Source organism: Nocardia australiensis (assembly GCF_020733705.1).
Taxonomy (GTDB): Bacteria; Actinomycetota; Actinomycetes; order Mycobacteriales; family Mycobacteriaceae; genus Nocardia; species Nocardia australiensis.
The window spans coordinates 40,143-66,719 of the sequence record NZ_JAJFZM010000003.1 but is presented as its reverse complement, the minus strand read 5'-3'; the positions used below and the strand labels follow the sequence as shown (position 1 = coordinate 66,719).

Below are 26,577 nucleotides of genomic sequence, written 5' to 3'. Positions count from 1 at the left end.
CCCCGAATTGCGAATGCCGGGTGGGCACCTCACTGAATATCTTCCCAGCATGGCGTCGATGGTGTGGTCGTTCGCCCGCCGAAAACCACCCGCTATATCGAGCCTCTCGTCTACCGAGCCACTGCGACGGCCGCCCACACCGATCCCGACACCTCGGTTCAATCCGGAATACAGGCAAGATCCGACGACGGCACGCAGCCGTCGGCTAGCGCGCTCGAGCCTTTGACCCGGCCATCGAGATCATGCTCGGATTCGGGTGTGCGCAGCGCTCCTGGAGAACCTCGCGCACCTTGCGTGTATCGAAAATCCCGGCGTACACGGTGTGTCGCCAAATCCGGTCTTTGCGCGGCGCGGCCAGGACACCCGGTTCCCACGGAAGCCGACACCCTGTGCTTACTGCGCGTACGTCCTTATAAGTGTCAACGGCGTCGACCTTAGTGATGGCTCGATTGCCGGTGCGTCGGCGGTGTCGAGCGGGATATGCAACGTCGTAGATGCGGAAGTGTGCGTCGACGTCCACGACGCGAACGTTCGGTGATTTGCCGACCTCTGCTCTCGGCAGCTGATGATCTTTGACCTGTTGACTGCACCAAGTCCTTGTCCTTAACGAAGGAGTTGGTGTGGCAGAGAACGAACTTCGCAGTTCCCTGATGAATGGTTTGGTCAGACTCCCTCAGATCGGCTCGGTGGTTGCCGGCCCGGGACAATCCCCTCCCTACGTGTTGCTGGACCAGCACGGGGCGCCAGTGCAGCCGGTGGTCCAATACCTACAAGACCTCGCGCTGAGCGATGTCAGCCCTCTGACCTGCAAGAGCTACGGCTACGACTTGTTGCGCTGGTTCAGGATGTTGTGGCTGCTCGAGATCGAGTGGAACCGTGCGACCGAGGCGGAAGTGTCGCTGATGGTCGGCTGGCTGCGCAGCGCCTCGAACCCACAACGCCACCGCCGCCGGCCAGGCGCGGCGACGGCGGGGACGGTCAACCCCCGAACTGGGAAGCAGATGTTGAAAAAGGGGTACGCGCCGCGGACGATCAACCACTGCCTGTCGGTGATCTGGGGTCTGTATGCCTACCACGCTCACTTCGGCCGCGGGCCCGTGATCAATCCGGTTCCGGAGTCTTCCGAACGTCGTCAGGCCCTCGCCCATCTGAACCCGCTGGCGCCGAAACCTATTGTGCGCCGGGCACGTCTGCGTCAGCGGGTGCCGAAGGCTCAGCCGAGATCGATCCCAGATGCTCTTTGGGACGAGTTGTTCGATGCGATGCGAAACGACCGGGACCGAGCGTTGCTGATGTTCTATGTCTCGAGCGCCGCGCGGGCAAGCGAGCTGCTCGGTGTCGGGATGGACGACGTCGACTGGGGTGGTCTTCGGGTCTGGGTGATCTCGAAGGGCAGCCGGGCCCGGGAAGACATCCCGGCCGACCCGAAGGCTTTCTCCTATTTGGCCGCGTACTTGGAACAAGCTGGCCTGCCGGAGCCTGGTCAACCGGTGTTTCGGACGTTGCGCGGAGAGTCACGGCCTCTGACCTATTCGGCGCTGAGGCGCATCTTGCAGCGGGCTAACGACCGGCTGGGCACGAACTGGACCTGGCACGATCTGCGGCACACCGCCGCAATCCGGATGGTCAACGACCCGAACATGAAAGACACTGAGGTCCAACGGATCCCGCGCCACGCGAGCTTGGCAACGTTGGGCATCTACACGGTGGTTCGAGTCGAGGACATGTTCGACACCATGCAATCGCACTTCGCACGGCCGAAACCGGAAGCCTCGATTCCGGTCGGCTACGACCCGGCCGATTTCAAGGCGGTATTCGGTGTCTGAAGAATCGATCGCCGTCATTCCCGCGACCTCCCGTCGCCGTCGCCCACTGACATATCCAGCGCCGGGGCCGGAGGGCTGTTCTCCTCGGATTCGATCACGCGGGCAACGGGGTTGTCGTCGAGCCGGTGGCAGTGTTCTTGCGAGAGTTGCTCGCGGCGGGGCGGTCGGCGACAACGTTGCGTTCGTATGGGATGGACCTGCTGCGGTGGTGGCGGTTTCTACAGGCGGTCGATGTCGGCTGGGACCGCGCGACCCGAGCCGAGGCCCGCGATTTCAGTTGGTCGACCGCTATCGCATCCAGTGCCGACCGATCCGCGATCTGCTCATCGGCTACCTGCGTGAACGACAGCCGTCTCTGGACTTCGCCAGCATCGACGCGGTCTCGAGGACGCTGGCTGGCCTGTTCTGGGCCCGCATCGAGGCAATGTCTCCCGGCATCGACACCCTGCAGATCCCGACGGAGGTGATGCGCGACTGGAAAGGCAGCCTCGCCACTGTCGAACGCACCACGATCAGCAGCACTGGCGAGCGGATCAAAGTGCCGGTGCCGCGGCTGAACCTGAAAGACGAACTGATGCGAGTGCGGGCCCTCTACCTCGACATCGCGCACTGGGCCGTCGAGGACCCGGCCCGCTGGGGACCATGGGTCGCGCCCTGCCCGATCACCAACGCCGAAATTCAGAAGGCCAAGGAGCGCAAGCACCGCAAGGCTCGAATGGACCAGCGGACCCGCGAACGGCTGCCGGTCCTGCCTGTCCTCGTGGCCACCGTCAACGACCGACGTCTCGCAGCGGCCGGGCTACTGGCCGCAGCACAAACGGCAGAACCCGGGGCGATCATCGACGGGACGCACGGGAAACTGCGAAAAGCTTTTGTTCCCAACGCGATCGGGCGATTCGTCTGGGCCGAGGAGGTCACGACTGGCAAGCGGCGCAACCTGTCCTACGAAGAAGAGGAAGCGTTCTGGGCGTTCGCCACCATCGAGGTCCTGCGCCTGACCGGCATCCGCTGCGAGGAACTACTCGAACTGTCTCACCACAGCATCACCGAATATCGGCTGCCCGGCACAGGCGAACTCGTCCCGCTGCTGCAGATTGCACCATCCAAGACCGACACCGAGCGCCTGCTCCTGGTCAGCCCCGAGCTGGCCGACATACTCAGTACCATCGTGCAGCGCTTACGCAACTCGGACGGATCCATCCCGCTGATCGTTTCCTACGACGTCAGGGAGAGAATCTGGAACCCTCCCATGCCAGTGCTGTTCCAGCGCGGAATCGGCAACGAACGCCGGGCTTACACCCCGACCGCGATCCGCAAGCTGCTCATCAACGCCCTCGCCGCAACCCGGCTCACCGACCCGAACGGCGACCCGCTGACCGTCAGCCCTCACGACTTCCGCAGGATCTTCGTCACCGACGCCATCATGAACGGCCTGCCACCGCATATCGCGCAGGTCATTTGCGGGCACAAGAGCATAGATACGACCATGGGCTACAAGGCCGTCTACCCTGCGGAAACGATTGAGGCGCACCGAGCTTTCATCGCGCGGCGCCGGTCGGTCCGGCCGGGCGAAGAGTACCGCACGCCGACCGACGAAGAGTGGGATGCGTTCCTGTCACATTTCGAGAAGCGGAAGGTGTCGGTCGGGACCTGTGCGCGAGCGTTTTCCACGCCGTGCATTCATGAACACGCATGTGTTCGTTGTTCGCTCCTGAGACCGGACCCGGCCCAACGGGCCAGGCTCGAAGAGATCCACGACAATCTCGAAGCCCGCATCATCGAAGCCAAACGCGAAGGCTGGCTTGGCGAAGTTGAGGGTCTCCAAGTCAGCTACGCCGGCGTCAAGGGCAAGCTCGCCCAGATAGACGCCACGCTCAGGCGAACGGCGACAGGAACCGAGCTCGGCATCCCTATGTTCGGGCCCATCTCCGGACGAGCTTCTACCCCGTGAGATCCCGACCATTGCCGAGTAAAACCTCGGCGTGGTTCGGCACACCTCGATCGGCCTCGAAAGACTGTGGCCGTTTCGAACCGCGCGATATTCGGCAGATCAGTGCGTTCGTCGGCCAGCGCTGCGGCTCTCAGGATCGCGCGCTCCGCGGCATTTCAGTGCTTTCGGGCGGTCCCGGATGTCGATCCGGCGTGCTCGGTGCCGAGGGCCACCTCGCCCGCGCGGCAAGAATGGTCGCCAGTGGTAGCAAGTCCGGTGATCTGCTGACCCTCGCGGACCGGCCCGGTGAGCCTGTCGGATGTCAACGGAGCCACGGGAAGTCCGCGCTGAGGACAGTGGGTCGATCAGGCGTTCCAGACGATCGAATGGTTGTCGGTGGGGTCTGCCACCATGACCCATATGGCGACAACTGATCCCCTGGCCCCATTTCAGTGGCTCAACGCATCCGAGAGCCAAGCGGACCCGCTGGGTGAGGTCTTCAGCGTCGGCTTCTTCCGAAACCTTGACCCGTCGGAGGTGGTGCGCCGCTTCAGCAAAGGCGACGACTCCGGCCAGGAGTCGGACTTCGAAGAGCTCAACGACAGGATGGTCGAGTTCCTCGGCAAGACTGGCGGCGGGCACGGAGGCGGTCACGTGGGCGTGTTTCGGGCCGGTGCATGGAGCATGGCCATCGAACCGGTCGGGTGGTGGATGACTGACCGCACGGCGCTGGCGGAACTATCGCGAGACTGTGAGGTCCTGGCGATCACCATCCACGGCTACGCCGAGCACAGCCTCGAGTACGCGATCGACGGGACGATCGTGACCGGCCACCGACTGTGGTACCCGCATGACCGTTGGGGTTGCGCCCCCGACCGGCTCAACGACTACATGCGCGAGCTGGGCATGGAGCTGGACATGACCGACGATGACCCTATTTATGACGTCGATGAAGACGAGCGCGACTCCGACGCCTGGCACATCAGCGTCAGCACCGGCGTGCCGAGAGCCTTCGCCCTGGCGGCGAAGGTCACTGGAGTGTCGTTCACGGCAGACATGCTGGACCAGCCCCTGCTCATCGGACCTATCGCCTACCGATGGTCACCTCCCGACCACACCACCGCTTGACCCGGTGCGCTTGCTGGTACGACCGGTGAAGTCGTAGAACGCATCTCGGTCCGCTCGACATCCACCTCAACGACCGTCGGGTGAGCGCGCTATGCGGCATTATCGGATGTCTTTCTCGAACGGTCCCGGCACAGGCCACGGGCAGTGCGGAGCCTGAGGCCGACTCGTCACCGGTGCCCGAGGTCCACTGTCAACCCTGAAACGGATCGAAAACGTGTTCTATCATCGGTTCCGTCAACGACTGATGAGCGAAAAGGAGTGGTCGAATTGGCTGATGAACAGGTGGACCCGACAGCGGACGAAGACGCGTACGACGTCAACTTGGAGGAACCTGTCATCGACTCTGCTGTGCCGACCACTTGGCAGGAATTCGCCGAGGATGCCCGGACAGGGCAGTCCGCCGTGGTCATAGAGGGGTTCGGGAGCGTCACTCTCCCGGGGGCGGCCCGCTTCACCGGGTAGACATTGTCACTCGTCTTGGATCGCCACGCCGCCCGCATCGGGCGGGATTTCGACCTGCTGCACTTTCTCTGGGTAACGCGCTATTCGGCATTCTCGGACGTTCCACGCGGACGCCAACGGCCCGAGATAGCCTCGGGCCGTTGATCTTCGGACTGTGCATCTGTCCGCCGGCCCCGGATGGCCACGGCCAGTAGGTCTTTGACCGCCAATCGCTGGCCGGTCCGGTCAGCGCGACCAGCGGCAAGACAGGACGTTTCTGCTGCTCTCGCCAACCCTCCGGCGGCGAGGGAGCAGCTACTCTCCTCGCCAAGGCAAGCCGTTCAACGCGAACACGGCCTTGCCCTGCTCCAACACGCTCACGACCATCTCGGCCGGTGCCGGAGCGAACATGTCCACCACCTCGAGCTCCGCACCTCGCCGATCATGGTCGAGAACGTATGCCCGCCGACCATTGTCGAACTGCCGCAACATGCCCGACGGCCACACGTCCGGCCGAGCGCCCTGACAGCACAACAGCTGGCCCCGCCCCTCCAGATACTCGCGGACAGCGAGCAGGCAGCTCAGGTAGTCATCATCAACCGACCCGAACGCGCCGTGACCCACCAACTCCACCCGCGCCACCGACGGCTCACCCAGACGAAGCACGACCGGCCAGAGCACGCCCGCGGAATCAACCGCCGTCAAGTTCACAACCTCCGACATCCCACTCCCATCATCGCCGAGAATGCTACGCAAACCGATCCTTGACCGGCGTCCGCTCATCGGCATGAGCGTGCGTTCGGGAGACGCCGGGATGGGCATGGTCAGTTAGTTCAGAGAAGCCTGCATCCGATGCCCGATGCTCAACATCAATCCGAAGATGTTGCCGCGGCTGGCCGAGATCGAAGCTGACCTGGTTGGGCGGCGAGTACGCGCCTAGGGGACAGCCGCGCGGGACGGGCACAAGCGTGTCCGTCCCGCACGGAGCGCCAGGTCATCCAAGCGGGGGCAGCCACGAAACTGCATTGTGAGCAAAGCTCTGCTTGACCGGCACCATGTTGCCGTGATCATCCAGGGCTGTGATCGTGACGCCCACCAAGCCGGCTTCATCCCCCTTGGACGCAACCGAAGAACCGCACTTCGGACAGAAACCCCGGCAGATCTGCGGGAACGTCTCGAACCAGGTCGGCTCTCCACCCGGACCGATCCACTCGAAACTTTCTTCCGGAAAAGACACCCACGACATCACCGGCGCACCCGAAAGCCGCTGGCAGTGCCCACAAGAGCACAGATGCGGGAAGTCCGGGTCGCCGGGCGCGGAAAACCGAATATAGCCGCAAAGACATCCGCCGTTCACATCGCTCCTTGTCGTTAAGCACCATGCGTCGTTCATCCGAGACCCACGCGTTTCGGTCCACGGCTCCGAAAGCTCCTCGCCGTCAACGGCTCCGGGCAGGCACCGCCACTCTGTCACGCTGTCGTTCGCCACCGTGGAGGGACCGCGAAGTTGCCAGTCGTGGACTCCGATAGCCGGGCAGAAGTGGAACAGGTTGTCGCGCTGCTGATTGGCGGATACCGCGTTCCGGAAGGCCCGCCCTGCGGCATGAGCGTGCAGCCCGGCCAGGCGGGTTGCGGGAGTTCAGTCAGCGTTGGGCTGCTGGTGGCCGTGGTCGAGGCGGGTCCCCGACCGATCGAGCACAGTGACGTCTTTGCCCGATGCTGTCCACACCAAGATTCCGAAGTCGTACCAGGACACGTCGAAGTCGGCGTCACCGATCATCTGTTCTGCGCGATCGCTTTCATCGAACTCGACGGTGAACGCATCTCCCGGGCGCAGCCAGTACTCCTCAGCCCATGGCTCGAGACAAATCATGAACAGCTTGTCCGTGTGCGGGTTGTTGAATCTGATCTTGGGCATGGCCGAAGCGTATTGGGGCGGAGAGTATGCCGCAGCCCTCGCCAGCTGCGATACAACCCGGCGATACACCAGATCCGGCATCAGTCCACATCGAGTAGGTCAGAATGCACTCAACTCGGCAATATGGTGTGTTGCCGACGTGAGATGACCTCTGCCCGTTGATCTTCCGAAGACCCGCGCGGCCCGCTCCGGCTGCGCGGGTCGCGACATTACAGAGCATCCTGACAGGCATTTCGGCCATATGGTTCCCGAGAAATTTCCCTGCGGCGACTTGTCCGGTCTGAGCCCTCGCCACGATGGGTGCCGGAGTCGTCCGTCGCTGGTCCACTCGGTGAAGGACACCTCACCTGCTCGGGCCGGACGAAGATCGCGTCCGGGGCATCGGCCTGGACGGTGGGTGTTTTGCGTTGCAGCGTGGCCTGGAGGTCATCCAGGGCGGCCCGTCTGGTCGAACTGGGGCAGGTCAGCGCCCCCGCACGACAGGCCTGTGCTCGTAGCGCTGGTGTATCGTCGCCGCGGTTCAGCCGCTGGTTATGGCCGCTGTCTCGATTGTCATCCCGGCCGTGCGCAGCCGTGTGGCGAGCGTGTCGCCCATGGCGGTGGCCGGTGTGAGAACTCCGGCGCGATCGGGGATCCTGTGCCTGTCGAAAGCCAGGCACAGGCCGCTTTCGGCGAGCATGACCGCGGTCGCTTGATACCCGGGATCGCCGTCCCCGGCGAACGTGGCGAGATACTGTGTGCCCGCGGAAGTCCGGGTGTAGGTGGCGGTACGGAACCATCCTGTGGCGCGCGCCTTTTCGTCCGGTCCGGTGCCCGGTGCGGGCAGCACGCGATCGAGCAACCGGCGTCCGGAGCTCGATCTGGACAGCATCGCCACCGCGCCCATACCGGCTACCACGGCTGCCGCGGTGGCGCCCGCGATCAGCGGGGCGGTGGGCGAGGCGCCCGCGTCCAGGACCTCCCGGTAGCGGAAGTCCGGCCCGTAAGCCCACCCGAGCAGCCCGTTGCTGCGTCGGACGATCTTCGTATTGTGCGGCGCCATAACGAATGTGGTGACCCAGCCTTCCAGATCCGGGGCGATGGTCTTCGCGCGTGCGAAGGCGTGGTCGGACGGGCCGACGCGGGGTTCGCGCGCTCGGTCGGGACTCAGCGAGTACGGATCCGTGATTGCCGTGCGCGCGGCGGAGTCCACGGCGATCGTCTCCCACATCGCGCGCGCGGAATCCACCGTTCCACCGCTGACACCGCCCTTCATGGTCGCTATCAAGGTCGTCGTCCCCAGCTCGCCGGCGTTGTCCGCGGCGGCGGCCCGATGCAGCAGGTAAACGCTCAGATCGGAGGGGATCGAATCGAATCCGCACGAGGTCACGATCTTCGCACCGGTGGCGACCGCCAGCTCGTGGTAGCGGTCGATCGCGGTGCGGGTGAATATCGACTCGCCGGTGAGATCGGCGTAGTGGGTGCCCTGCTCGGCACACGCGGCCAGCAACGGTAACCCGTACCGCTGATACGGGCCGACAGTGGTGAGCACGGCGGTGGTCCGGGCGGCGAGCGCACCGAGCGCGCTGGTGTCATCTGCGTCGGCTGTGATGAGTTCCCACTGCACTGCGGCTGGTCCCAGCCGGTCGCGCAGCGCACTCAATTTTCTCGGCGACCGCCCCGCCAGCGCGATACGCGCGCCTTCGGGCGCGGCCTGTGTCAGATACTGCGCTGTTGTCTGCCCGACGAAACCGGTCGCGCCGAACAGTACGAGGTCCAGCTCGCGATTCTCGGTCATAGTGAACCTGCTTTCGATGTGGAGAGTGGCCACCGGTCGGGGTGGCTCGGGTCACGGCGTCGTGAGGGCGGCGGGCGGCCGATCACGGGTGGCGCGCAAGGTCGTCGAGGCGGTAGCGATGAGCGCGATCGACAAACCGCCGGCGACGATCGCGGGAAACATCCGCCATGGACCACCCGGTCTTGACGATGCTGTAGGGCACGACGGTGGTCGCCGCCGCGATCGTGCCGAGAACGACCGAGACGAGGGTCCCCCGAGACCGGGCTGCGGATTCATCGTCACGACACCGCTGCTGCGTGGGGTGAGGCAGACGGTGCAGTAACCGGTTCGGGGCGGTAGCGGTGGTGCGGAAAGTATCACTCGCGCTCTGAGACGGCGGCCCGGCGCTGCGGCTCGGGGTCGACGATTTCCTCGGCGGAGGGTGCGGTGGCGGGATCGGTGAGCCATTGCAAGGCGACGCCGATCAGTAGCGAGTAATAGTGCGAGCCGGCCGCGTGGATCGCCGCGTCGCTGTCACGGCCTTCCTCCAGGCCGGCGAAGGCGCGGGCCAGTCCGATCCGGGCCTTGTGGCCGCGGTCGGCGAGTGCGCTACGGATCTCCTCGTTGCCGGCGGCGAGTGCGACGGATTCGAAGTTCACCGACCACAGATCGGGGTTGGCGCGGACCGAGTCGATGACCCGCCGCCACCGCTCGACCGGTGACGCGATCGACGCATCGGCGATCGCGCCGAACATCATGTCGCCCCAGTCGCCGTTGAGCTGGAACAGCGCGAGGTTGAGCAGCGCTTCCTTGGAGCCGAAGTGGTAGTTGATCGAGGCCTGGTTGACGCCGCTGGCCGCGACCAGGTCGCGGACCGAGGTGCGCGCGTACCCGCGGCGGAGCAGGCACTGCCGCGCCGCCTCGAGCAGCCTGTCCTTGGTTGTTCGTTTCCCGGTGTTCATGTTGCGCACATCATACCCGATTGCTAAACGTACGTACGTTTCATACGATCGTTTATGTCATTCGTTTAATACGATCGTTTACATCGGCGGCCCCGCTCATCCCTCTGCGCTCGGCCGCGAAAGGTGGCCGGTGATGTCTCGACCCAGGCACACATCCTTCGACCCGCCCGTATCCCGCCCGCCTTCCGGGCACGCCGAGCAGGCCATGCGCATCCGGTCGGTGTCGTGCACCTATCCCGGTGACGCGGGCCCGGTGCACGCCCTGCGCGGGATCGACCTCGACATTGCCCGCGGCTCGTTCACCTCGATCATGGGACCGTCGGGTTCGGGAAAGACCACGCTGCTGCACTGCGCGGCCGGGTTGCTTCCCGTGACCGAGGGCCAGGTCGAACTCGGCGAGCACCGGCTCGCCGACCTGAATCAGACCGAGCTGACCGAATTGCGGCGCCGGGAGCTGGGATTCGTGTTTCAGGAATTCCACCTGCTCGCCGCGCTGACCGCCGCCGAGAACGTCGAACTGCCGCTGCGCCTCGACGGCCGCCGCGCCGATCGGGAGTCGACGATGCGGTTGCTCGAGCGTGTCGGGCTCGGCGCGCGGGCCGCGCACCGCCCGGACCAGCTCTCCGGCGGGCAGAAGCAGCGGGTGGCGATCGCGCGGGCGCTGGTCACCGCACCACGGATCGTGTTCGCCGACGAGCCGACCGGCGCGCTGGATCTCCGCAGCGCCCGGGAGGTGCTGGGCCTGTTGCGTGGACTCGCCGATGCCGGGCAGACGATCGTCATGGTCACCCACGATCCCTCGGCCGCCGCCTACTCCGATCAGGTTCTTTTCCTGGCCGATGGCCTGCTCGCCGACCGCCTCACCCGGCCGTCGGCTCAGGAGGTCGCCGCCCGGATGGCCACGCTGGTCGAGTACGCCGAATCCGGTCGTCGTTCCGGTGAGGTGCGGTGATGTTCCTCCTCGCCGTCCGGTCGGTTATCCGTCGTGGTGCCGCCGTATTCGCTACCGCGCTCATCGCGTTCGCGGGCGCCGTGCTGGCGACGAGCATGGCCGCTGTCTTCGCGACCGGGATCGCGACCGGCACCGTGGCGGCCGATCGCGGTCTGCTGACCCAGTTCGCGGCGATCCTGGGGGGCTGGGTGTTGTGCATCGTCATCTTCGCCGTCGTCACCACCGTTGCCGTCGGCATGGACACACGCCTGGAGGAGGTCCGTGGCCTGCGCCTGATCGGCGCCACACCGGCGCAGGTCCAGCGCATGGTCGCGCTGGAATCGGCCACCATCGGAGTATCGGCCGCGCTTCCCGCCCTGGCCATCGGATATCCCGTCGGTGGGTTGCTGATAGTGCTGATGCGGCGAGCCGGACTGGTCGATCCGGCGACGTCCTATGCTCCGGGCTTGGCGGCGCCGCTGATCGCCACAGCACTGGTCGTCGCCGCCTGCCTCACCGGCGGGTACCTCGGTTCGCGCCGGGTTGCCGGCGGCAGCCCCGTCGATCCGGCTCCGGGCGGGCGGGCGCGAGCACGCCGCGGACGGGCCCGGCCGCTGCTGGCGCTCACCGTATTGAGCGTCGGGGTAGGTTCCTCGGTCACCGCGTTCGCCGCCGGACCCGACAGTGTGCTGGCGACCGCCGCGACCGGACCCGGATGCGTCCTCATCGCCACCGGATTCGCTTTGCTGGCAACGGAATCGCTGCATCTGGCCGAGATCTGGACACGCCGGCTCATCCCGCGCTCGCGGACCGCGGGCGATCACCTCGCCCGGATCAATGTGCGTACCGACCCCGAACGCATCCGCCCCATCGCCATGTTCGTGACCCTGTTCGTCGGCATCGCCGCCGGGACCCTGAGCATGCAGTCGATCGAGAACACCACCCACCGCGCCACGTCGGGAACCGGCGCCATGATCGCTTCGATCAACTATGTCGTCGTCGGGTTCATCGCGGCATTTCTGGCCGTTGCGCTGGTCAACAACATGATCATCTCCATCGGGCGGCGGCGGGCCGAATTCGCCACGATGAACCTGATCGGCGCCACCGGTACTCAGATCCGCAGCATGCTGACCCGCGAGGTCACCCTCGCGCTGATCGTCGGCCTGATCGGCGGCTGTGTGGGAGCGATCGTCGCGGTACTGCCGTTCGCGATCGTCAAAACCGGCAACCCCTGGCAATCCGTTGCCCCGGTGCCCTACCTGATCGCGGTCGTCCCAGCCGTAATGACGACGATGCTCGTCACCCGGCGACTGGGCCGGCGACAGAGCACCCTCGCCCTCACCGAATCAGCCGGACCGAACGCGTGAGTCCCGCTCAGCGCGTATCGGATACGCGCGGCACAACCTGGAAAGCAGAGAAGTTGAGCAGTGAAATGAAGGTTCTCGCGGCCGGAGCCGCCGCAGCGAAGCGTGCCGCGGGATTCCGGCAGGCGGGCGGTGAGAATGGCGCGATGGACGAAAACACCATGCGCGCTCAGCAATTGCCGCACCGGACCCCGAAAGCCGATATCGGCTCACGGTGTGGAGGGTTCGCGGGATGAGCCCGGTCGACAGCGGCGGCGGGTTGAGCGCCGAACAGGATGCGCGGCTGCGGGAAAGCATCGGTCGCCAGACCTTGCTCACGACCTTGGGCATCCGGGTCGCTGCCCTCGAACCCGGCCGGGTCGTACTGGAGCTGCCCTTCCGCGCGGACCTGTGCCAGCAGAACGGGTTCGTCCACGTCGGGGCCATCACGACGCTGGCCGACTCGGCGTGCGGCTACGCGGCGATGTCGTTGCAGCCGCCCGACTGCGACATCCTCACCGTCGAATTCAAGGTCAACCTCCTGAGACCGGCTGTGGGACAGCGCTTTCACGCCACCGCCACGGTGGTCCGCGCGGGCCGGACCCTCACGGTCTGCGCTGCCGAGGTGGTATCCGAGGGCGACGATTCCCGGCCGATCGCGCTCATGCAGGCGACGCTGATGGCGATGCCTGCTGCCTAACCGGGTGAACGGCCTTGCCGCGCACCCGGTTTGGCCTGTGAGCGCGTGCTCAGGCGGCCGGCAACGGGAACCGCACGCCGCTGAGCCGTTCCGACAGTTCCCACAGCAGGCGGCCGGTGCCGGCGTCGAGGGCAGCCGGTGCAAGTCGCACCGGCTTCGGCGCGCCACGTAGTTCGGCGATACCGCGCGGCCCGAAGAACTGCCCGCCTTCCACACCGGGCGCGGTGGCCGCGTACAACTGGGGTAGTGAGCCCCGGCCGGGGGCCTGCGCGAGCGGGGCGAGCAGGTGGCCGAAGAGCAGTTTCACCATGCCTTCGGGCGAGCTGGTCTGCAGATTGGTGGCGGTGTAGCCGGGGTGGGCGAGCAGGCTGCGCACGGGGCTGTCCGCCGCGGTCAGCCGCCGGTGGAGTTCCCATCCGAAGACCGCGTTGGCGAACTTCGATTGGTTGTAGAAGCCCTTGGGGGAGTACTTGTGCTCGCCGGTGAGGTCGTCGTGGAACAGGCGCCCCTGCCGGTGATCGATCGACGTCACCGTGACCACGCGGGGCTCGTTCCCGGCCGCGAGGAGATCGAGCAGCAGGCCGGTGATTGCGAAGTGCCCGAGGTGGTTGGTCGCGAACTGCAGTTCGTGGCCTTGGGCGCTGAGCGTGCGCGGCGGCGCCATGATTCCGGCGTTGTTGATGAGCACATCCGGGCGCGCATCGCCGGAGCGCAAGCGATCGGCGAAGGCGCGGACCGAGTCCAGGTCGGCCAGGTCGAGGTGGCTTACCTCCAGGCGGGCGTCCGGCTGTTCGGCGGTGATCGCCGAGACTGCCCGGTGGCCCTTGGCCTCGTCGCGGACGCCGAGGATCACTCGCGCGCCCTTGCGTGCGAGCGCCCGGGTGGTCGACAGCCCCAGGCCACTGTTCGCGCCGGTGACGACGAATACTCGCCCGGTCTGGTCGGACATCTGCGCTGGGGTCCAGTCGGGATCTCTCATGTGACACATGGTGGTGCACATGGCACTTAGTGTCAACAATGCTTCTAAGTGTCATCGGAGGCGTCGGTTGTAGGATGGGCGCATGGCTGACCGACCCGAACCGAGCCTGGCCGAGCGCAAGCGTCAGCTCGTCGCCGACGAACTGACCCGAGCGGCGCTGGATCTGTTGGCGGAGAAGGGATTCGACGCGGTCACAATCGACGACATCGCGGGCGCGGCGGGCGTGTCCAAGCGGACGTTCTTCCGGTACTTCGCCTCCAAGGAGGACGTGGTCGTCCAGTTCCTGGCCGAGATGGGCGCAGGTATGTGCGCGGAGCTGTCGGGCCGCCCCGGGAACGAGCCGCCCTCCGTGGCGTTGCGGCACACCGTCTGGTCCGCCGTCGACGCCTGTGCGGGCCATGCCGAACACGCCCGGCGCGTGGTGGGGTTGATTCTGGGAACCCCCGCCCTGCTCGCCCGCTTCCTGGAGCGCCGGGCCCGCTGGCGTGACGACCTGGCCGCGGAGCTGACTCGTCGGCTGGGCCTCGATCCGGCCGATCTGTACCCGCAGCTCGCCGCGGGCATCGCCCTCAGCGCCTTCGATACCGTGCTGCAGCGGTGGAGCGCCGATCCGGGCGCGGACCCCGCCACATTGACCGAGCGGGCCTTCGCGGTCGTCGCACCGGCGCTGGACGCCGTCGCGTGAGGTCCGCAACCCTGCCGGTCGATCGGCAATTGGGTTGTGTGTTGTTGCGGGGTGTCGGGATACTGCGGCGGTGATTGCAATGCCGCGGCAGCTTCGCCCTCGTGCCCTGGTGCCCGGAGATCTCGTCGTCATCGCAGCGCTGTCCGGGCCACTCGAGGTCAACTACGCGCCCGGCCTCGAGCGGGCGATCGTCGTGCTCGAGCGGATGGGATTCCGTGTGCGTGTCGCGCCGCTGCTCCAGGTGGGACAACGTCATTGGTGGCACGCGGCCGCACCCGCGGAAATCGCCGAAGAGTTCAATTCGCTGTTGCGCGATCCCGAGGTGCGCGCAATCATCGCCCACGACGGTGGCACGACGGTGCTCGGGTATCTCGATCTGATCGACGTCGAGGCGATCCTCGCCGACCCCAAACCGATCCTCGGCTACAGCGATATCTCACTACTGCATCTGGTGCTCTACGCGCGCACGGGCCTGGTCGGATTCCACGCCGACCTCGCCACACCGGGACTCGGCGAAGCCTGGCAGGCCGCCCCCGCGGCGCGCAGAACAGAACTCGAGAAGCTCTACTCGACGTTGCTCACCAGTCCGGAACCGATCGGTGTGCTGGCGGCCACCCCGTCGTGGGAGTGCTGGCGTCCCGGCCGGGCCGAAGGCCGTCTGATCGGCGGGTTGCTCAACCGCATGACGCTGGCACAGGCGACGCGTTACGCACTGCCGCTCGAATGGTTCGACGGCGCGATCCTGTTCTGGGAAGAGATGGGCAGCCACGCGATGCATGTGTGGAGTTATCTGCAGGTGCTGCGGCACAGCGGTATCCTCGACCGGATCGCAGGCATGGTCGTGGGCGTCCCGTGCGAGATCGCCGGACTAGAGGCAACCGGCGCGTCTCCTACCCTCCCCGAGATCGTCCTCGACATCCTCGGCGACCGCGATATTCCGGTCCTGGGCAACGTCGAGTTCGGCCACGCCGGCGCGAATCTGCCGATGCCCGTCGGCATCCGCGCCGCCCTCGATGCGCAGCGGCGAAGTCTGTCGCTACTCGAACCGGCCGTAGGTCCGCTCACAGGAGCTCGCTGATACTCCACAGCGCCAGCGCCTTGTCGGCGTAGGCGCCGTCCTCCTCGGTGCAGCCTTCGACCAGGATCGCGAGCGGCTCGGGGAATCCGAACGGCGCCAGGCGGAGGTTCAGCGGCCGCCAATTCCCCGTGGGGATATCGGTATTCGCGGTCAGTTCGACGAATGTCGTGGTCAGCAGATAGCGGGAGCCGCTGCGCCGCAGATTGCGCAATGCCTGCCCGATATCTTCGAAACTCAAGTGCACCAGGCAATCCCGGCATAGTACGGCATCCGCTTCGGGTAGCGGGTCCGCGGTGAGATCGAGCACGCGGAACTCCCGCTTGCCCGCGCTCGCGTACCGCTGCGTGTTCTGCTCCACCAGCTCGGCGACGATATCCGCGCCGATGTACCGTTCGACGCCGAGATCGACGCCGCTGAGCCAGCCGAAGTCACCGCAGGGCAGATCGAGCAGTGTGCGCACACCGAAACGACTCAGCAGCTCCGGAAGCCCGGCGCAGAGTTGCCGGGTCTGTGCGAGTTCGGAACCCGGCCCGGAGACCGAGCCCGAACTCCACAGGTTGGACCGGAAGATATGGGTGAACCGCTCCCGCGGATTCATCCTCTCGAGAACCTCGGCGTCTCGCCGATAGTTGCGCTGCGCCAACGTGATCGGCCGTTCGTCCATGAACGCCACGATACCGATCCCGGGCCCGGCGCCGACCCGCTGCGGACGTGCCGCCGGCCCGGATCAGCCGGTCGGCAGCTGGGCCTGGATCCCGTCGAGGATGATCTTGAGCCCGAGATCGAATCCGCCGTCGAAGTCGGCGTCGTCGAGGCGGGCATGCCGGTGCAGCGTCGGGTAGCGGTCGGCGTGCTCGGCGATGTGGCGCTGGGCCTGATCACGGAGCCGGGAGTCGTCGGCGGGATCCCGGATCCAGGAATGCCAGCTGTTCTCGGTGGTGGCGAATCCGTGGGTGTAGTCGGTGAGTGCGCTGACCGCGGCGACCAGCGCCGGGCCGGTGAGGCCGGCTCCGACCAGGTCGGTGTAGGTGCGTTCGGAGCGGGCGAGTGCATTGGGCCCGAGTAGCGGGCGGGTCCCGATCAGGACCGGCATCCAGGGATGGCGCCGCATCAGCCGCCGGAAGTGACGAAGCCGGACGGTGAGCGCGGCGCGCCAATTGGCCGCACCGGACGCGTCCAGGGGCACTTCGTCCAGCACGGCATCCAGCGCGAGGTCGAGCACATCCTCGCGGCCGCGGGCGTATTCATACAGCGACATCACGCCGGCGTCGAGCCGAGCGGCCAGCCGGCGCATCGAAAAGCCTTCCACGCCTTCGGCATCCAGCAGTCCGACGGCTGCGGTGACGATCCGCTCCCGCGACAGTCGTGGCTTGCGGGGCGGCGGCTGTTCCTCGAACCAGACTCCGCGGCGAGGCCCGGACATGCGCACTCCTTCCGTACGGCGTACTGGTAACCGTACAGCTAGCTTGGCGAGGGCGTACAGATCGAGTCGATGAGGAGTGACAGCTATGGCCGAAGCGGCAATGCAATGGGTGCGTGACTATGCCTTACTGGCGTTGCGCATCAACCGGCTGGCGGGCGAGGCTTCTGCGTTTCCGCTGCTGGACTACCGGGGGCCGCACGAGTGGCGGGCGCAGGTCGAAGCGGAGCGCCCACCGTCGGCGGACCGGCTGGTAGCCGCGGCGGAGCAGCTCTCGGGCGCATACCCTTTCGCTGCCGATCGCGCGGCTTACCTTGCGGCACAGGTTCGTTCGATGCGGGCAGTCGCAAGCCGGTTGCGCGGCGACGATATTCCGCTGCGGGACTACGCGACCCGATGCCTGGGGCTGGAGATCGACTGGCTGCCGGAATCGGAATTCGATGCCGCGCACGCGCAACTGGACGCCGCGCTACCGAACGGGCCCGGCACCCTGGCCGAGCGGCTCGGCTCCTGGAAGCATGCCCACCACCTGCGACAGCCGGACCGGCTACCGACTGTCGTCGCGTCGGCGATCGCCGAAACGCGAGCCCGGACACAGGAATTCGTGCCACTACCGGAGGAGATCGTCGACTGCCAACTGGTCTCCGGCGTCTCCTTCCGCGGCGCAGGGTTGCACCACGGCGGTGTGCGATCCACCATCCTCGTCAACCGCGACCTCCCCTTCAATCTGGCCGATCTGCTCGCGCTGGTGGCCCACGAAGGGCACCCCGGGCATATCGCCGAACAGGTGCTGAAGGAGCGCCATCTGGTCCGGGACCAGGGGCTGGGGGAAGCGCGGATCAAATTCCTGCTCTCGCCGCAATTCGCGCTGAGCGAGGGGCTGGGCCAGTGTGCGCAGGAGCTGCTGTTCCCCGGCGACCTGGCCCAGCGCTGGCTCACCGACAATATCTTCCCCGACCACGAAATCCGTTCGGACGGCAGCGATTTCGCCGCCATCCACGAGGCGCAGAACATCCTGTGGGGAGTGTGGGGAAATGCCGCCTTCCTGGCCGCGGCCGGGCGCCCGTTCGACGAGATCGCGGACTACCTGGCGCGCTGGGCGCTGCTCGGCGATACTGAGATCGCGGCGGCCCGCCCCCTGGTCGTCGAGGCGAACCCCTACCTTTTCGGTTACTACCACGGCTGGCGGCACGTGCGAGCATGGCTCGATCACCCCGACCGGACGCGCCGGCTGCGGCGACTGCTCACCGAGCAACTGGCTCCGGCCGCACTCACCGGCAACTGAACCTCGTCCGGACGCGGCCGCCGAGTGCGCGGACAACCCGGCACCGGACCGCCGGACTCCTTGCGGGCCAGGCGGTCCGGCCTGGTGGGTCGGCGCGGCCGCGTTCGTCGAATCCGGTTACTCGCCGACGTCGATCACCGCGGTGTTCTGCCCGGCGACCAACTGCCACCGCCCCTCCTCCTTGACCGCGATGAGCAGCGGCGTGCTCTCGAGTTCGTCTTCGAGAAGTTCCCCGTCGATCGTCGACCATCGGCGCTGGCGCACTTTGACGGCCGCGACGTCGGGGCGGATGAAGACCACGTGGACAACCTCCAGGGTTGTTTTCGCGCCCTGCATCGCGCCCGGTAGTACCTTGCGTGAGAACGCCGCGATCGCGTCGCGGCTGAGCAGGTTCCGGCCGCCGCCTGTCGTCCAGATCGCATCGTGCCGGAACAGACCGATGAATTCCTCTGCGAGCTCGTTCATTTGAGAATGCTCGATGGTGGCGGCGATCTGCTCCAGGGCCTCGATGTCGGCCGCGCGGGTCTGTGTGTCGATCTCTGGTGTGCTCATGAAGACGATCATTCAACCTAAACAAATATTGAGGTCAAGTAGTCGGTCCCGCACGGTGCGGGAGGTCATCGGGCGAGAATGATGGTGGTCAATGCCGCGACGGCGGTGTCGGTGGTGGTGGTGCCCCGGTTCAGTTCTGTGGCAATGGCTTCGGCCGCGCCGAGTGCGCCGACGCAGTGCAGGCGTAGTGCCGTCCGGGTCCGGCCGGAGTGTGGGGCCAGGGCTTCGGCCATCAAATCGGTATAGCCGTCGTACATTTCGCGCTGGATCGCCTCCATTTCCGGATCGCCCTTCAGGGCCGCGGAGACGGCGGTGAACTCCGGCATGTCGGTGGCGCAGGCGAAGTACGCGGCGCTGATGACCTTCGCGATCTCCGCGGCGTGCGGCGGGGCCTGGTCCAGTGCCTGCGCGGTGGCGGCCCGATGGCGCTCCTCGAGCCGCCGGTAGAGCTCGAGCAGCAGACCGGGGCGGGTGCCGAAGTGGTCGTAGACGATGGGCCTGCTCACCTCGGCCGCCTCGGCGAGGGTGGGCAGCGTCAGCCCGTCGGCGCCGTCGGCGCGCACGATCGCCAGCGCCGCGTCGAGCAACTGCTCGCGCCGGGCCTGCTTGGACAGGCGGGTCGGTGTGGTGGCCATCGTCCTCCTCTTGTGTTCTCCCGTGAGTCTAGCTACAAAATGTAGGCTACAAAATGTAGGTTATCTGGAGATCGGGAGGACATGCATATGGACCAGCGGAAATCGGTTCTGTTCCTGGGCGGTTCGGGGCAGGCGGGCTCGGATACCGCCGCGCACCTGCGGAGGTGGCATCCGCAGTTGCCGCTGACCCTCGCGGGCCGGAATCCGGAACGCGCGCAGCGGGTGGCCGGCGCTCTGGGCGGCGCCACCGCCGTGACCGTGGATCTGACGCGCGGTGACCTCGGACTGCCTGCCGGGCAGGATTATTCGGCGGTGGTCGCGACACTGTGGGACAGCAGGCTGAACGGGCTGCGCTTCGCGCAGGACCACGGTGTGCCGTACGTCAGCCTGTCCAGCGGCATGATCGACATCGCGCCGGAGATCACCGCCGGTGTGCAGCGACCGGTCGCGCCGGTGCTGATGGCCAGTCACTGGGCGGCGGGCGTCGTCATGCTCGCGACGCTGCGCTGGGCCGGGGGGTTCGACCGGGTCGACACCATCCGGATCGGCGCGATACTCGACGAGAAGGACGCGGGCGGACCGGCCGGGCTCGCGGATCTGGAACGCTGGTCCGAGGTCACCTCGGCCGGGTACGCGCGGCGCGACGGCGTATTCGCCTGGGTCGGCGCGGCCGCGGCGCAGGTGCAACTGCGCAGCCTCGACGGCACGGCGGTCACCGGCCAGTCCATCCCGACGCTTGATGTGCCCGGTCTGGCGTTCGCGACGGGCGCGCCGAACGTCGAATTCGCCTTCGCGGTCGGCGAATCCGCGGGTTCGCGCCGTGGCGAGGGGCCCTCTGTCGAGGTTCGGATCGCGCTCGAAGGGGTGGGTCCGGCGGGTGCGCCGCTGCGGGTCGACCGGTATGTCGTCCACCCGGGCGGCCAACGCCCGCTGACCTCACTCGGCCTCGCTCTGGGTATCGAACGACTGCTCGGGCTGCGCGGCAATGTGGTCGCGCCCGGCATCTACACCCCGGAGGCGCTGCTCGATCCGGCTCATGTGGTCGAGCAACTGGCCGAGGTGGGGACCACCTTCGTCGACGCACCGCCGGGGCATTGAGGACGACGCTCACCGCTGCGGTGGCGTCCACACTCAGAGTGCGTGCGATAGGCAGGGCCGGTTGCGTCGCCAGGGCATGCAAGTACCTCAACATCCTCAATTCGGTGCGGGCTGCTCGGCTGCCGCCGCCATGATCAGTCGGCGTGACAGATCTGGAACATGTTTCCTTGGACCATCAGCCGTCGGCAGTCTCACGATTGGCGACGCGGCAGTCGACGGCGAGTCCACTTGCATGGTGCAGAGAAGTTGTTGCATCCCTTATGATTTCGGTAGCGAGCGTGGGGTTTGCTCGATTCGGCGTGAGGGGTAGCAGTGTCTGAACAGTCCGGTGATTCGCTGGAGGGGCGGGTGTCGCTGTCGGCTGCCGTCGATGCGCTGCGTGCGGAGCTGACCCGCACTTGGGAAGGCGCGCAGTCGGAGACAGTGCGGTTCAAGCCGACGGCGGTGGAGCTGACGCTGCAGGTCGCGGTGACATCCAGCGGTAAGGCGCACGGTGGGATCAAGTGGTGGCTGGTCGAGGCGGGAGGGGAGGTATCGCGGCAGTCGGTGGCCACCCAGACCGTGAAAATGACACTCGAGCCGGTCGTGTTCACCGAGACGGGGCAGCAGTCCACCGAGGTGTACATCGACGCGGTGCGGGAGAGTTCGCCGCTGCATTCGACCGATCCACGGTAGCGGGGCGTTTGAGGCGTGCTGACAGTCGATCGAGCCGTTCTGATCTGCTACATCGAAGGCCGTAAGTGGCACTCGGCGTCGGGTTTTCGGATCGACGGCGGGTACGTCCTCACGGCAGATCACTGCGCGGAGGGCACGGACTATCGTGTCCTGGTAGATGGACGAAATGTGTCGGCGCGGGTTCATTTACGGACCGGTCGCCGGGACATTGATCTGGCGGTACTGAAGGTCGACGACGATGAGCGCATCGAGCGAGCACCGTTCGCGCGGATCCGTACTTCCCACGCGGCAAAACTCGATGAGTGCTGCGTGCTGGCTTTCCCTACATGGAAAGAGAATGGACGAGCCCAGCTCGACGGGTATGTGCCGACCGGTGAGTCGGCGGTACTGCCGGGCCTGAATACGACCGTGCCTGCCGATGCGTCCCAGCTGGCCTTCAAATGTATGACACCACCACCGGCATCTGCTTCGCGGTTGGCGGAACTCACCCGCGACGAGGAGAAGAAATTCTCAAGCCAATGGCGTGGCGCATCAGGTGGGGCGATCGTGCACGACGGGCACGTTATCGGCGTGCTCAGCAATCATGTTCTGCCGGAGGGTGATTCATCGCTTGCGTTTACCCCGATTACGGCGATCGACGGCCTGAGTTGCGAGTTGCGCAACAGGTTCCTGGCGGTGCTCGGTAGTGCGGGTACCGCGAATTGGCCAACCTTCCCCAAGGATTCGGTACTGCGTGGTGCGGGCGTCACCGGCGTGGAAACCGATTCCGCGGCGCTGGTCGATCCACATGCTCGCCCCGACGCCGAATCCGAATCCCTATTCCAAGGCGGCTTGCTCTTCGCCGAACAAGACGACCTTCCCCAGGCCGAGAGTCTGTGGCGTCGCGCCGCCGCGCAGGGGCACACCGGCGCGATGAACAACCTCGCAAACCTCCTGCACATCCGGCGAAAACTCCGCGATGCGCACGACTGGTATCGCGAGGCAGCCGAGCGGGGAAACGTCGAAGCGATGGGAAATCTGGCAGGTCTACTACAGACGGCACGACAGGTCCGCGACGCCGAAAACTGGTGGCGCGCAGCCGCGGAGGCCGGTAGCGACGAGTCGATGTACAACCTCGCCGTCCTGCTCGACAGGACCCAGCGCTTCGACGAAGCCATTACCTGGTACCGGCGAGCGGCCGATGCCGGCCACCGTGATGCTATGCACAACCTCGCGATTCGGTTGCGCTACCGGGGGATTCCGGATGAGGCTGCGAGGTGGTGGCAGCTGGCCGGGCACAAGCAGGCACAACGTCCGCGCGAAAGGCTGCGTGGTCCGGTCTCGCGAACGCCGTCGCGATGACACACGAATCACTGTTCGGGTGTGCCCTGAGCTAGCGCACGGCTTCGGCGAAAGTCCACGGCTTCGGCCAGTTCGGTGTATTCGAGGAGCTTGCCCTTCGCCACTTCCCGCAGGTGCTCGCGCACCTCGGCGGGAGTGGCGTAGAAGAATTCGCGGCGTTGGTTGATCCGGTTGACGCGCCTATCCGCCAGTCGGCGATGCAGTTCCGATTCGATTCCGGCCGCATCGTCGTCGTAGAGGGTGACGTGGACGTCGAATGGGAACGGTACCGCGGTGTTGCTCAGATCGCGGACACGATCCTCCGGATCAAAACGACGAGTGAAGCCGATGTGGACCATTGGCCTGTCCTCGCCGAACGCGCCGATGTTGGAGATGACGTACACATAGCCGGCGGCAGTGTTCGTCGCCTGGTAGTCGACCCTTTGTCGACGGTCTTCGAGTTCCTTCAGCTTGTCGCGCACCTCGTCCGCATCGGAAGTGTTCCCCTTGCCTGCGAGCTCGAATTCGGTGAGGGTGCTGCGGTACTGTTTTTCCTCGCGGTCGATTTTCGTTCGCTCGCGGGCCATTTCCTGCTGCGCTCTACGCTCCTCGCGTTGACGGTCCCGTTCATCGCGCTCGAGCTGTTTCTGTTGCGCTAGTTGTTCGAGATGGGCTGCCGTCACCTCCAGTTCGCGATAGCGGAGTCGGTGATACTCGGGCGCAACGCGCAGCTGCATCGTCTTGCCCAATCGTTCGATGGTGAACGCGATCTTGTCGAGTCGTTCCAGCGCTGTGCGCAACTTGTAGGGTTTGAGACCGCGGACGAGGTTGTCGGCCTCGGCGTTGTAGGCGCGCAGCATCAGCTTCGAGTACTCGCGGATCATCTTGCGGCCCTCGGTGACCGACCCGTTCACCGTCCAAGTTTTCGACCCTTCAATTGCACCGCCGTCACGTCGTGCCCTGGCCTTGATTTCGCCCTGCAGGTGCTGGAGCTCGTCGCGGTAGACGACCGAATCCGACAGCGGGTGGTGGTATTCGTAGATGCCGATCTCTTGCAGTATCTGCTCGTCGCGGGTGTGGACGACGTGTGTGCGCAGGTCGTCCAGAAGTGCTTGCTCGTCGGCGATCTGCGTCGCGAGCTGATCGCGGAGTCGCTGCAGCTCGGCGGCCTCCAGGCCGCCCAATCCAGCCAATTGTTCACGTAGCCTGCGGTTCTCGGCCAGTGCCTCGGTCAGCTCGTGGGATTGCCGTTTCGCGTGCGCACGCGCGCCGAACAGTGGAACCTTCGATGCCTGCACGGCACCTTGCTCGGTCTGCACGCTGCCCTGGGCGGGGGGAGGGGCGGGCTTCCGGTCATCGGTCCACTCCGTGCCGTTCCAGTACCTGATGAGGCGGTCGTTCTCGGGGTCGGTATACCAGTTCGGCGGTGGCGTGGAATTCATGATCCCCCTTGCCTATTGACCAAGCTTCAAGAACGCTCTGACACAGGGTACCGGAACGGTCACGTTTATAGGGTGTGAATCATGTTTGACGGCAACGAGATTCGACTATTCGGCCAGAAGTTTGCGAGATAGGTCCCGTGATGGGTGTGGACGAACTACACCCTGCTACTGGGACATCGAGTCCACGGCCTTGCCGATCCGGTCGAGACTGGTTGCGTACCGTTCGTCGACGCTTGTTCGCGCGGTCACGACTTCGACGATCTTCTTTCCGATGCTCTCGAGTTCGGCCAGGCTCGACAGGATGTCCTGCTTCCGCGCAGCGGCGAAGTCGGCAAGGGCGGGTCCGCTCTGCCAGCCCTCGTTCGCTTGCTTCGCGGGCTCATTGTTGTTCGACCCGGGTGCGGGAGTCGTTGCTGTTGGTGAGATGTCCACCCCGGCCTGTCGGGCGGTGGCGGGATCTATGCAGACTTCTGTCATCGTCGGCCTATCAGAAGAACGCTTCACACGGGTGGTAGCGAGGCGAGATCGGTTCGTCGGAACTTGGCTGCAGCAGTGAGAATCCCACTAGCAACGCATAACAGGCGCTGACGATTACGGCCACACCGGCGACGACGATCGTGGGGACTTTCACCGCGACCGAGGAGAAGCGCGCGGCGGACACGATGAACGTCACTGCGGCTGCGGCGGCAACGATCAACAGGATCGTCGCGGACCAGCTGAATGCTGTGGCGACCGCGGGAACAGGTACTTGCCGCGCACAGTGCGATGCGAGCAGGGCGTCGGTCCGCTGGTCGAGCTTGTGGTCGGCCGCCACCAGTAGCGGTACGGCAAATGCGAAGCAGGCGAAAAAGACTGCGGCGGACACGAGGGCGAGACGTTTCAACTACCAGGTCTCCTTCGGTCGGATGATCCGGACGTTCTGGGTGCCGCCGTCCTGATTCGAGAATCCGATCCGGTCGGTCAGGCCGAAATCTTTCCCGTTGGTGGTGTGCTGGGAGTAGAGGATGTCGTCGTTGGGAAGTAGGGCGGTGACCACCTTGGGCGACATAGAAGAAGGGCTTGCCGCCATGGAACGGCTGGTTGTCGAGGCCACCGAGTTGACCAGCGACGGCTCCGAGCCAGCACTACGACTGCGAATCCAATACGGAGAGCTACTGTCCGGTGCCGGTAACTTCACCGGAGCTCGGGACGTGCTGCAACCTCTGTATGACGATGTTTGCCTGATCAAGGGACCGGACGACGAGTTGGCCGGTGAAATCGCGGAGATACTGCGGGGATTGGAACGGGACCACTGACCGGCGATACCCACCAGGCGCTTTCGAGGGTTAGTCGAAGTAGTCCTCATCAACCTCCACGAGAGTGAAGACTTTGCGCTGTTGAACACCGACACCGTACTTGATCATCAGTGCCGCAAGCCGCTGGCCGTCGATCAAAATGATTCGGGTCGGCACACTCTCAGCGTATTGGCGAGCCCCCTGCGTAAAGCTGCTGGTGGTGATGAAAACGCCACGCGATGCGCCCATTCCGTGTAAGGCACCTACGAAACCCTGTAGGGCGGGCCGCTGGACTGGGTTCTCCGGTGCATAGCGCTTGGCCTGCACATAGATTCGGTCGAGCCCGAGCGGGTCCTGATCGATAACACCATCCACGCCACCGTCCCCCGATCCGCCGATCCGGGTTGCCTGCTGCTCGGCCCCGCCGTATCCCATCGCGACCAGAACGTCCAAGACCGATTGTTCGAGGAACTCTGGTGGCTGTTCGCGAAGCCGTTTGAGCAGTTCGGCCGCCACATCGGCATGTAGTCGGGAGATGCCGGATTCGATCTGTTCCAACGGGTCTGCGGCGGTAGCGGTTTCGTCGGCATCGCTGGCCTCGGGACGGCTGGGAACGTACGCCTGGTATGCGGGCAGACCTTTCAAAATCTTGTCGTCTATGCCATTTGGATGCGCGGCAACCAGCGCCCGACCAGCTTCGGTGATAGTGAAGGTTGCACGAGCCGGCTTCCCTACGAGCTCAGCCCGATAGAGCCCACTCAGCGCCCATCCGATTCGGTTGTTCGCGCGACGTTGTCCCGACGGCAGAACCTCAGCGCGTTGCTCGGCGGTCAGGTTCATGTCGTCGAATACGGCTGTCTCCAGGTCACGCCGTTTCCACAACCCGCCATCGGAAAGCGCATGCAGGACAGGCGTCAGGAATCCGCCCCAGACCGGCATCTGGGACACGCGGCCGGAAGTCACGGCGTCACCTTCCAATAGTCGAATCTGCTTGCCACCGAACGATTATCTTCTCGCATAGCCAATGAACCAAAGGCGACCGCCTTGCTGCGGTTGGCGAGTGGAGCTAGTGCGATGAAACCGTCCGGGTCGCCGGGCCGGTCGTTCGTGGTCCAGTACTCGCGATGCTGTTCGAGTGCCTGGACCAGTGCGGTGGTGAACTGCTCGGTGTCGTGCTGAATTCTGCTGCGGTGGAAGGA

General features: G+C 65.6%; 32 protein-coding genes and 1 pseudogene. 16 read left to right on the top strand and 17 right to left on the bottom strand.

Going from position 1 to position 26,577, the window contains the following annotated elements:
- The first annotated feature begins 620 nt into the window (after positions 1-620).
- The 4 genes from LKE06_RS32945 to LKE06_RS19550 all read left to right on the top strand — a co-directional run bounded on the left by LKE06_RS32945 (position 621) and on the right by LKE06_RS19550 (position 5,346).
- Complete coding sequence (locus LKE06_RS32945) at positions 621-1,826, top strand: tyrosine-type recombinase/integrase (protein ID WP_228000754.1); 1,206 nt, start codon at positions 621-623, stop codon at positions 1,824-1,826.
- Positions 1,827-2,103: 277 nt separating this feature from the next.
- On the top strand, positions 2,104-3,777 hold the full coding sequence (locus LKE06_RS19560) for a tyrosine-type recombinase/integrase (protein WP_228000753.1): 1,674 nt from the start codon (positions 2,104-2,106) through the stop codon (positions 3,775-3,777).
- Between the two features lie 399 nt (positions 3,778-4,176).
- Positions 4,177-4,884: a DUF6461 domain-containing protein gene (locus LKE06_RS19555; RefSeq protein ID WP_228000752.1), complete on the top strand. Its 708-nt coding sequence runs from the start codon at positions 4,177-4,179 to the stop codon at positions 4,882-4,884.
- A gap of 267 nt (positions 4,885-5,151) precedes the next feature.
- A complete protein-coding gene (locus LKE06_RS19550; protein ID WP_228000751.1) occupies positions 5,152-5,346 on the top strand; it encodes a hypothetical protein in 195 nt (64 codons plus the stop codon).
- A 294-nt stretch (positions 5,347-5,640) separates the two neighbouring features.
- Here LKE06_RS19550 and LKE06_RS19545 read toward each other — a convergent pair whose 3' ends face one another.
- From LKE06_RS19545 to LKE06_RS19525, 5 genes and pseudogenes are all read right to left on the bottom strand, one after another.
- Complete coding sequence (locus tag LKE06_RS19545) at positions 5,641-6,030, bottom strand: hypothetical protein (protein WP_228000750.1); 390 nt, start codon at positions 6,028-6,030, stop codon at positions 5,641-5,643.
- 289 nt (positions 6,031-6,319) lie between these two features.
- The gene (locus tag LKE06_RS19540; protein WP_228000749.1) at positions 6,320-6,718 is read right to left on the bottom strand and encodes a GFA family protein; all 399 of its coding nucleotides are present in this window, start codon (positions 6,716-6,718) and stop codon (positions 6,320-6,322) included.
- 246 nt (positions 6,719-6,964) lie between these two features.
- Complete coding sequence (locus LKE06_RS19535; RefSeq protein ID WP_228000748.1) at positions 6,965-7,243, bottom strand: hypothetical protein; 279 nt, start codon at positions 7,241-7,243, stop codon at positions 6,965-6,967.
- Positions 7,244-7,507: 264 nt separating this feature from the next.
- Positions 7,508-7,609: pseudogene (locus LKE06_RS33270) on the bottom strand (ATP dependent DNA ligase); the annotation flags it as partial.
- Positions 7,610-7,763: 154 nt separating this feature from the next.
- Positions 7,764-9,020 carry a saccharopine dehydrogenase family protein gene (locus tag LKE06_RS19525; protein WP_228000746.1) on the bottom strand — a complete coding sequence of 419 codons (1,257 nt, stop codon included), beginning with the start codon at positions 9,018-9,020 and terminating at the stop codon, positions 7,764-7,766.
- Between the two features lie 25 nt (positions 9,021-9,045).
- Between LKE06_RS19525 and LKE06_RS19520 the strand changes: the two genes are divergently transcribed.
- The gene (locus tag LKE06_RS19520; RefSeq protein WP_228000745.1) at positions 9,046-9,342 is read left to right on the top strand and encodes a hypothetical protein; all 297 of its coding nucleotides are present in this window, start codon (positions 9,046-9,048) and stop codon (positions 9,340-9,342) included.
- A 34-nt stretch (positions 9,343-9,376) separates the two neighbouring features.
- Here LKE06_RS19520 and LKE06_RS19515 read toward each other — a convergent pair whose 3' ends face one another.
- Entirely contained in the window at positions 9,377-9,961 is a 585-nt protein-coding gene (locus LKE06_RS19515; protein WP_228000744.1) for a TetR/AcrR family transcriptional regulator, read from the bottom strand.
- 133 nt (positions 9,962-10,094) lie between these two features.
- Here LKE06_RS19515 and LKE06_RS19510 point away from each other — a divergent pair, with 133 nt between their 5' ends.
- From LKE06_RS19510 to LKE06_RS19495, 4 genes are read left to right on the top strand one after another with little or no spacing between them, the layout of a single operon-like run.
- A complete protein-coding gene (locus tag LKE06_RS19510) occupies positions 10,095-10,913 on the top strand; it encodes an ABC transporter ATP-binding protein (RefSeq protein WP_228000743.1) in 819 nt (272 codons plus the stop codon).
- Complete coding sequence (locus LKE06_RS19505; protein ID WP_228000742.1) at positions 10,913-12,259, top strand: FtsX-like permease family protein; 1,347 nt, start codon at positions 10,913-10,915, stop codon at positions 12,257-12,259. The genes LKE06_RS19510 and LKE06_RS19505 overlap by 1 nt, the downstream gene beginning before the upstream one ends.
- A 53-nt stretch (positions 12,260-12,312) precedes the next feature.
- The gene (locus LKE06_RS19500) at positions 12,313-12,492 is read left to right on the top strand and encodes a hypothetical protein (RefSeq protein ID WP_228000741.1); all 180 of its coding nucleotides are present in this window, start codon (positions 12,313-12,315) and stop codon (positions 12,490-12,492) included.
- The gene (locus tag LKE06_RS19495) at positions 12,489-12,935 is read left to right on the top strand and encodes a PaaI family thioesterase (protein ID WP_228000740.1); all 447 of its coding nucleotides are present in this window, start codon (positions 12,489-12,491) and stop codon (positions 12,933-12,935) included. Before LKE06_RS19500 ends, LKE06_RS19495 begins: the two co-directional genes overlap by 4 nt.
- A gap of 49 nt (positions 12,936-12,984) precedes the next feature.
- On the opposite strand, the gene LKE06_RS19490 is transcribed toward LKE06_RS19495, so the two are convergent.
- Positions 12,985-13,914, bottom strand: coding sequence for an oxidoreductase (locus tag LKE06_RS19490; RefSeq protein ID WP_228000739.1), 930 nt, complete (start codon positions 13,912-13,914; stop codon positions 12,985-12,987).
- An 82-nt stretch (positions 13,915-13,996) separates the two neighbouring features.
- On the opposite strand from LKE06_RS19490, the gene LKE06_RS19485 reads away from it, so the two are divergent.
- Both LKE06_RS19485 and LKE06_RS19480 read left to right on the top strand, forming a co-directional pair.
- Positions 13,997-14,599 (top strand): acyl-CoA-like ligand-binding transcription factor, encoded by a 603-nt coding sequence (locus tag LKE06_RS19485; RefSeq protein ID WP_228000738.1) that lies wholly within the window; start codon positions 13,997-13,999, stop codon positions 14,597-14,599.
- A 79-nt stretch (positions 14,600-14,678) separates the two neighbouring features.
- Positions 14,679-15,677, top strand: a complete 999-nt coding sequence (locus LKE06_RS19480) for a S66 peptidase family protein (protein WP_228000737.1) — start codon at positions 14,679-14,681, stop codon at positions 15,675-15,677.
- Here LKE06_RS19480 and LKE06_RS19475 read toward each other — a convergent pair.
- Complete coding sequence (locus tag LKE06_RS19475) at positions 15,661-16,341, bottom strand: class I SAM-dependent methyltransferase (protein WP_228000736.1); 681 nt, start codon at positions 16,339-16,341, stop codon at positions 15,661-15,663. The two genes, LKE06_RS19480 and LKE06_RS19475, sit on opposite strands and share 17 nt — an antisense overlap.
- 63 nt (positions 16,342-16,404) lie before the next feature.
- Positions 16,405-17,100, bottom strand: coding sequence for a TetR/AcrR family transcriptional regulator (locus tag LKE06_RS19470; protein ID WP_228000735.1), 696 nt, complete (start codon positions 17,098-17,100; stop codon positions 16,405-16,407).
- 85 nt (positions 17,101-17,185) lie between these two features.
- On the opposite strand from LKE06_RS19470, the gene LKE06_RS19465 reads away from it, so the two are divergent.
- Complete coding sequence (locus LKE06_RS19465; protein WP_228000734.1) at positions 17,186-18,382, top strand: hypothetical protein; 1,197 nt, start codon at positions 17,186-17,188, stop codon at positions 18,380-18,382.
- A 117-nt stretch (positions 18,383-18,499) separates the two neighbouring features.
- Here the strand turns inward: LKE06_RS19465 and LKE06_RS19460 are convergent, their stop codons facing one another.
- Together LKE06_RS19460 and LKE06_RS19455 are read right to left on the bottom strand one after the other, a co-directional pair.
- Positions 18,500-18,934 (bottom strand): SgcJ/EcaC family oxidoreductase, encoded by a 435-nt coding sequence (locus tag LKE06_RS19460; RefSeq protein WP_228000733.1) that lies wholly within the window; start codon positions 18,932-18,934, stop codon positions 18,500-18,502.
- 65 nt (positions 18,935-18,999) lie between these two features.
- Positions 19,000-19,569, bottom strand: coding sequence for a TetR/AcrR family transcriptional regulator (locus LKE06_RS19455; RefSeq protein ID WP_228000732.1), 570 nt, complete (start codon positions 19,567-19,569; stop codon positions 19,000-19,002).
- 87 nt (positions 19,570-19,656) lie between these two features.
- Between LKE06_RS19455 and LKE06_RS19450 the strand changes: the two genes are divergently transcribed.
- The 3 genes from LKE06_RS19450 (at position 19,657) to LKE06_RS19440 (ending at position 22,683) form a co-directional block, all read left to right on the top strand.
- Positions 19,657-20,667, top strand: a complete 1,011-nt coding sequence (locus tag LKE06_RS19450; RefSeq protein ID WP_228000731.1) for a saccharopine dehydrogenase family protein — start codon at positions 19,657-19,659, stop codon at positions 20,665-20,667.
- A gap of 312 nt (positions 20,668-20,979) precedes the next feature.
- Positions 20,980-21,342: a trypco2 family protein gene (locus LKE06_RS19445; RefSeq protein WP_228000730.1), complete on the top strand. Its 363-nt coding sequence runs from the start codon at positions 20,980-20,982 to the stop codon at positions 21,340-21,342.
- A 15-nt stretch (positions 21,343-21,357) separates the two neighbouring features.
- Entirely contained in the window at positions 21,358-22,683 is a 1,326-nt protein-coding gene (locus LKE06_RS19440) for a bifunctional trypsin-like peptidase domain-containing/SEL1-like repeat protein (RefSeq protein ID WP_228000729.1), read from the top strand.
- An 8-nt stretch (positions 22,684-22,691) separates the two neighbouring features.
- Here LKE06_RS19440 and LKE06_RS19435 read toward each other — a convergent pair whose 3' ends face one another.
- The 4 genes from LKE06_RS19435 to LKE06_RS19420 all read right to left on the bottom strand — a co-directional run bounded on the left by LKE06_RS19435 (position 22,692) and on the right by LKE06_RS19420 (position 25,152).
- A complete protein-coding gene (locus LKE06_RS19435; RefSeq protein WP_228000728.1) occupies positions 22,692-24,104 on the bottom strand; it encodes an SNIPE associated domain-containing protein in 1,413 nt (470 codons plus the stop codon).
- Positions 24,105-24,269: 165 nt separating this feature from the next.
- A complete protein-coding gene (locus LKE06_RS19430) occupies positions 24,270-24,581 on the bottom strand; it encodes a hypothetical protein (protein WP_228000727.1) in 312 nt (103 codons plus the stop codon).
- A gap of 10 nt (positions 24,582-24,591) precedes the next feature.
- Positions 24,592-24,987, bottom strand: coding sequence for a hypothetical protein (locus tag LKE06_RS19425; RefSeq protein WP_228000726.1), 396 nt, complete (start codon positions 24,985-24,987; stop codon positions 24,592-24,594).
- Positions 24,988-25,152, bottom strand: a complete 165-nt coding sequence (locus tag LKE06_RS19420) for a hypothetical protein (RefSeq protein WP_228000725.1) — start codon at positions 25,150-25,152, stop codon at positions 24,988-24,990.
- Here LKE06_RS19420 and LKE06_RS19415 point away from each other — a divergent pair.
- Positions 25,142-25,399 carry a hypothetical protein gene (locus tag LKE06_RS19415; protein ID WP_228000724.1) on the top strand — a complete coding sequence of 86 codons (258 nt, stop codon included), beginning with the start codon at positions 25,142-25,144 and terminating at the stop codon, positions 25,397-25,399. The two genes, LKE06_RS19420 and LKE06_RS19415, sit on opposite strands and share 11 nt — an antisense overlap.
- 30 nt (positions 25,400-25,429) lie before the next feature.
- On the opposite strand, the gene LKE06_RS19410 is transcribed toward LKE06_RS19415, so the two are convergent.
- Together LKE06_RS19410 and LKE06_RS32830 are read right to left on the bottom strand one after the other, a co-directional pair.
- The gene (locus tag LKE06_RS19410) at positions 25,430-26,341 is read right to left on the bottom strand and encodes a restriction endonuclease (RefSeq protein ID WP_308188396.1); all 912 of its coding nucleotides are present in this window, start codon (positions 26,339-26,341) and stop codon (positions 25,430-25,432) included.
- Positions 26,338-26,559 (bottom strand): Imm49 family immunity protein, encoded by a 222-nt coding sequence (locus tag LKE06_RS32830; protein ID WP_228000958.1) that lies wholly within the window; start codon positions 26,557-26,559, stop codon positions 26,338-26,340. Before LKE06_RS32830 ends, LKE06_RS19410 begins: the two co-directional genes overlap by 4 nt.
- Between the last annotated feature and the right edge of the window lie 18 nt (positions 26,560-26,577).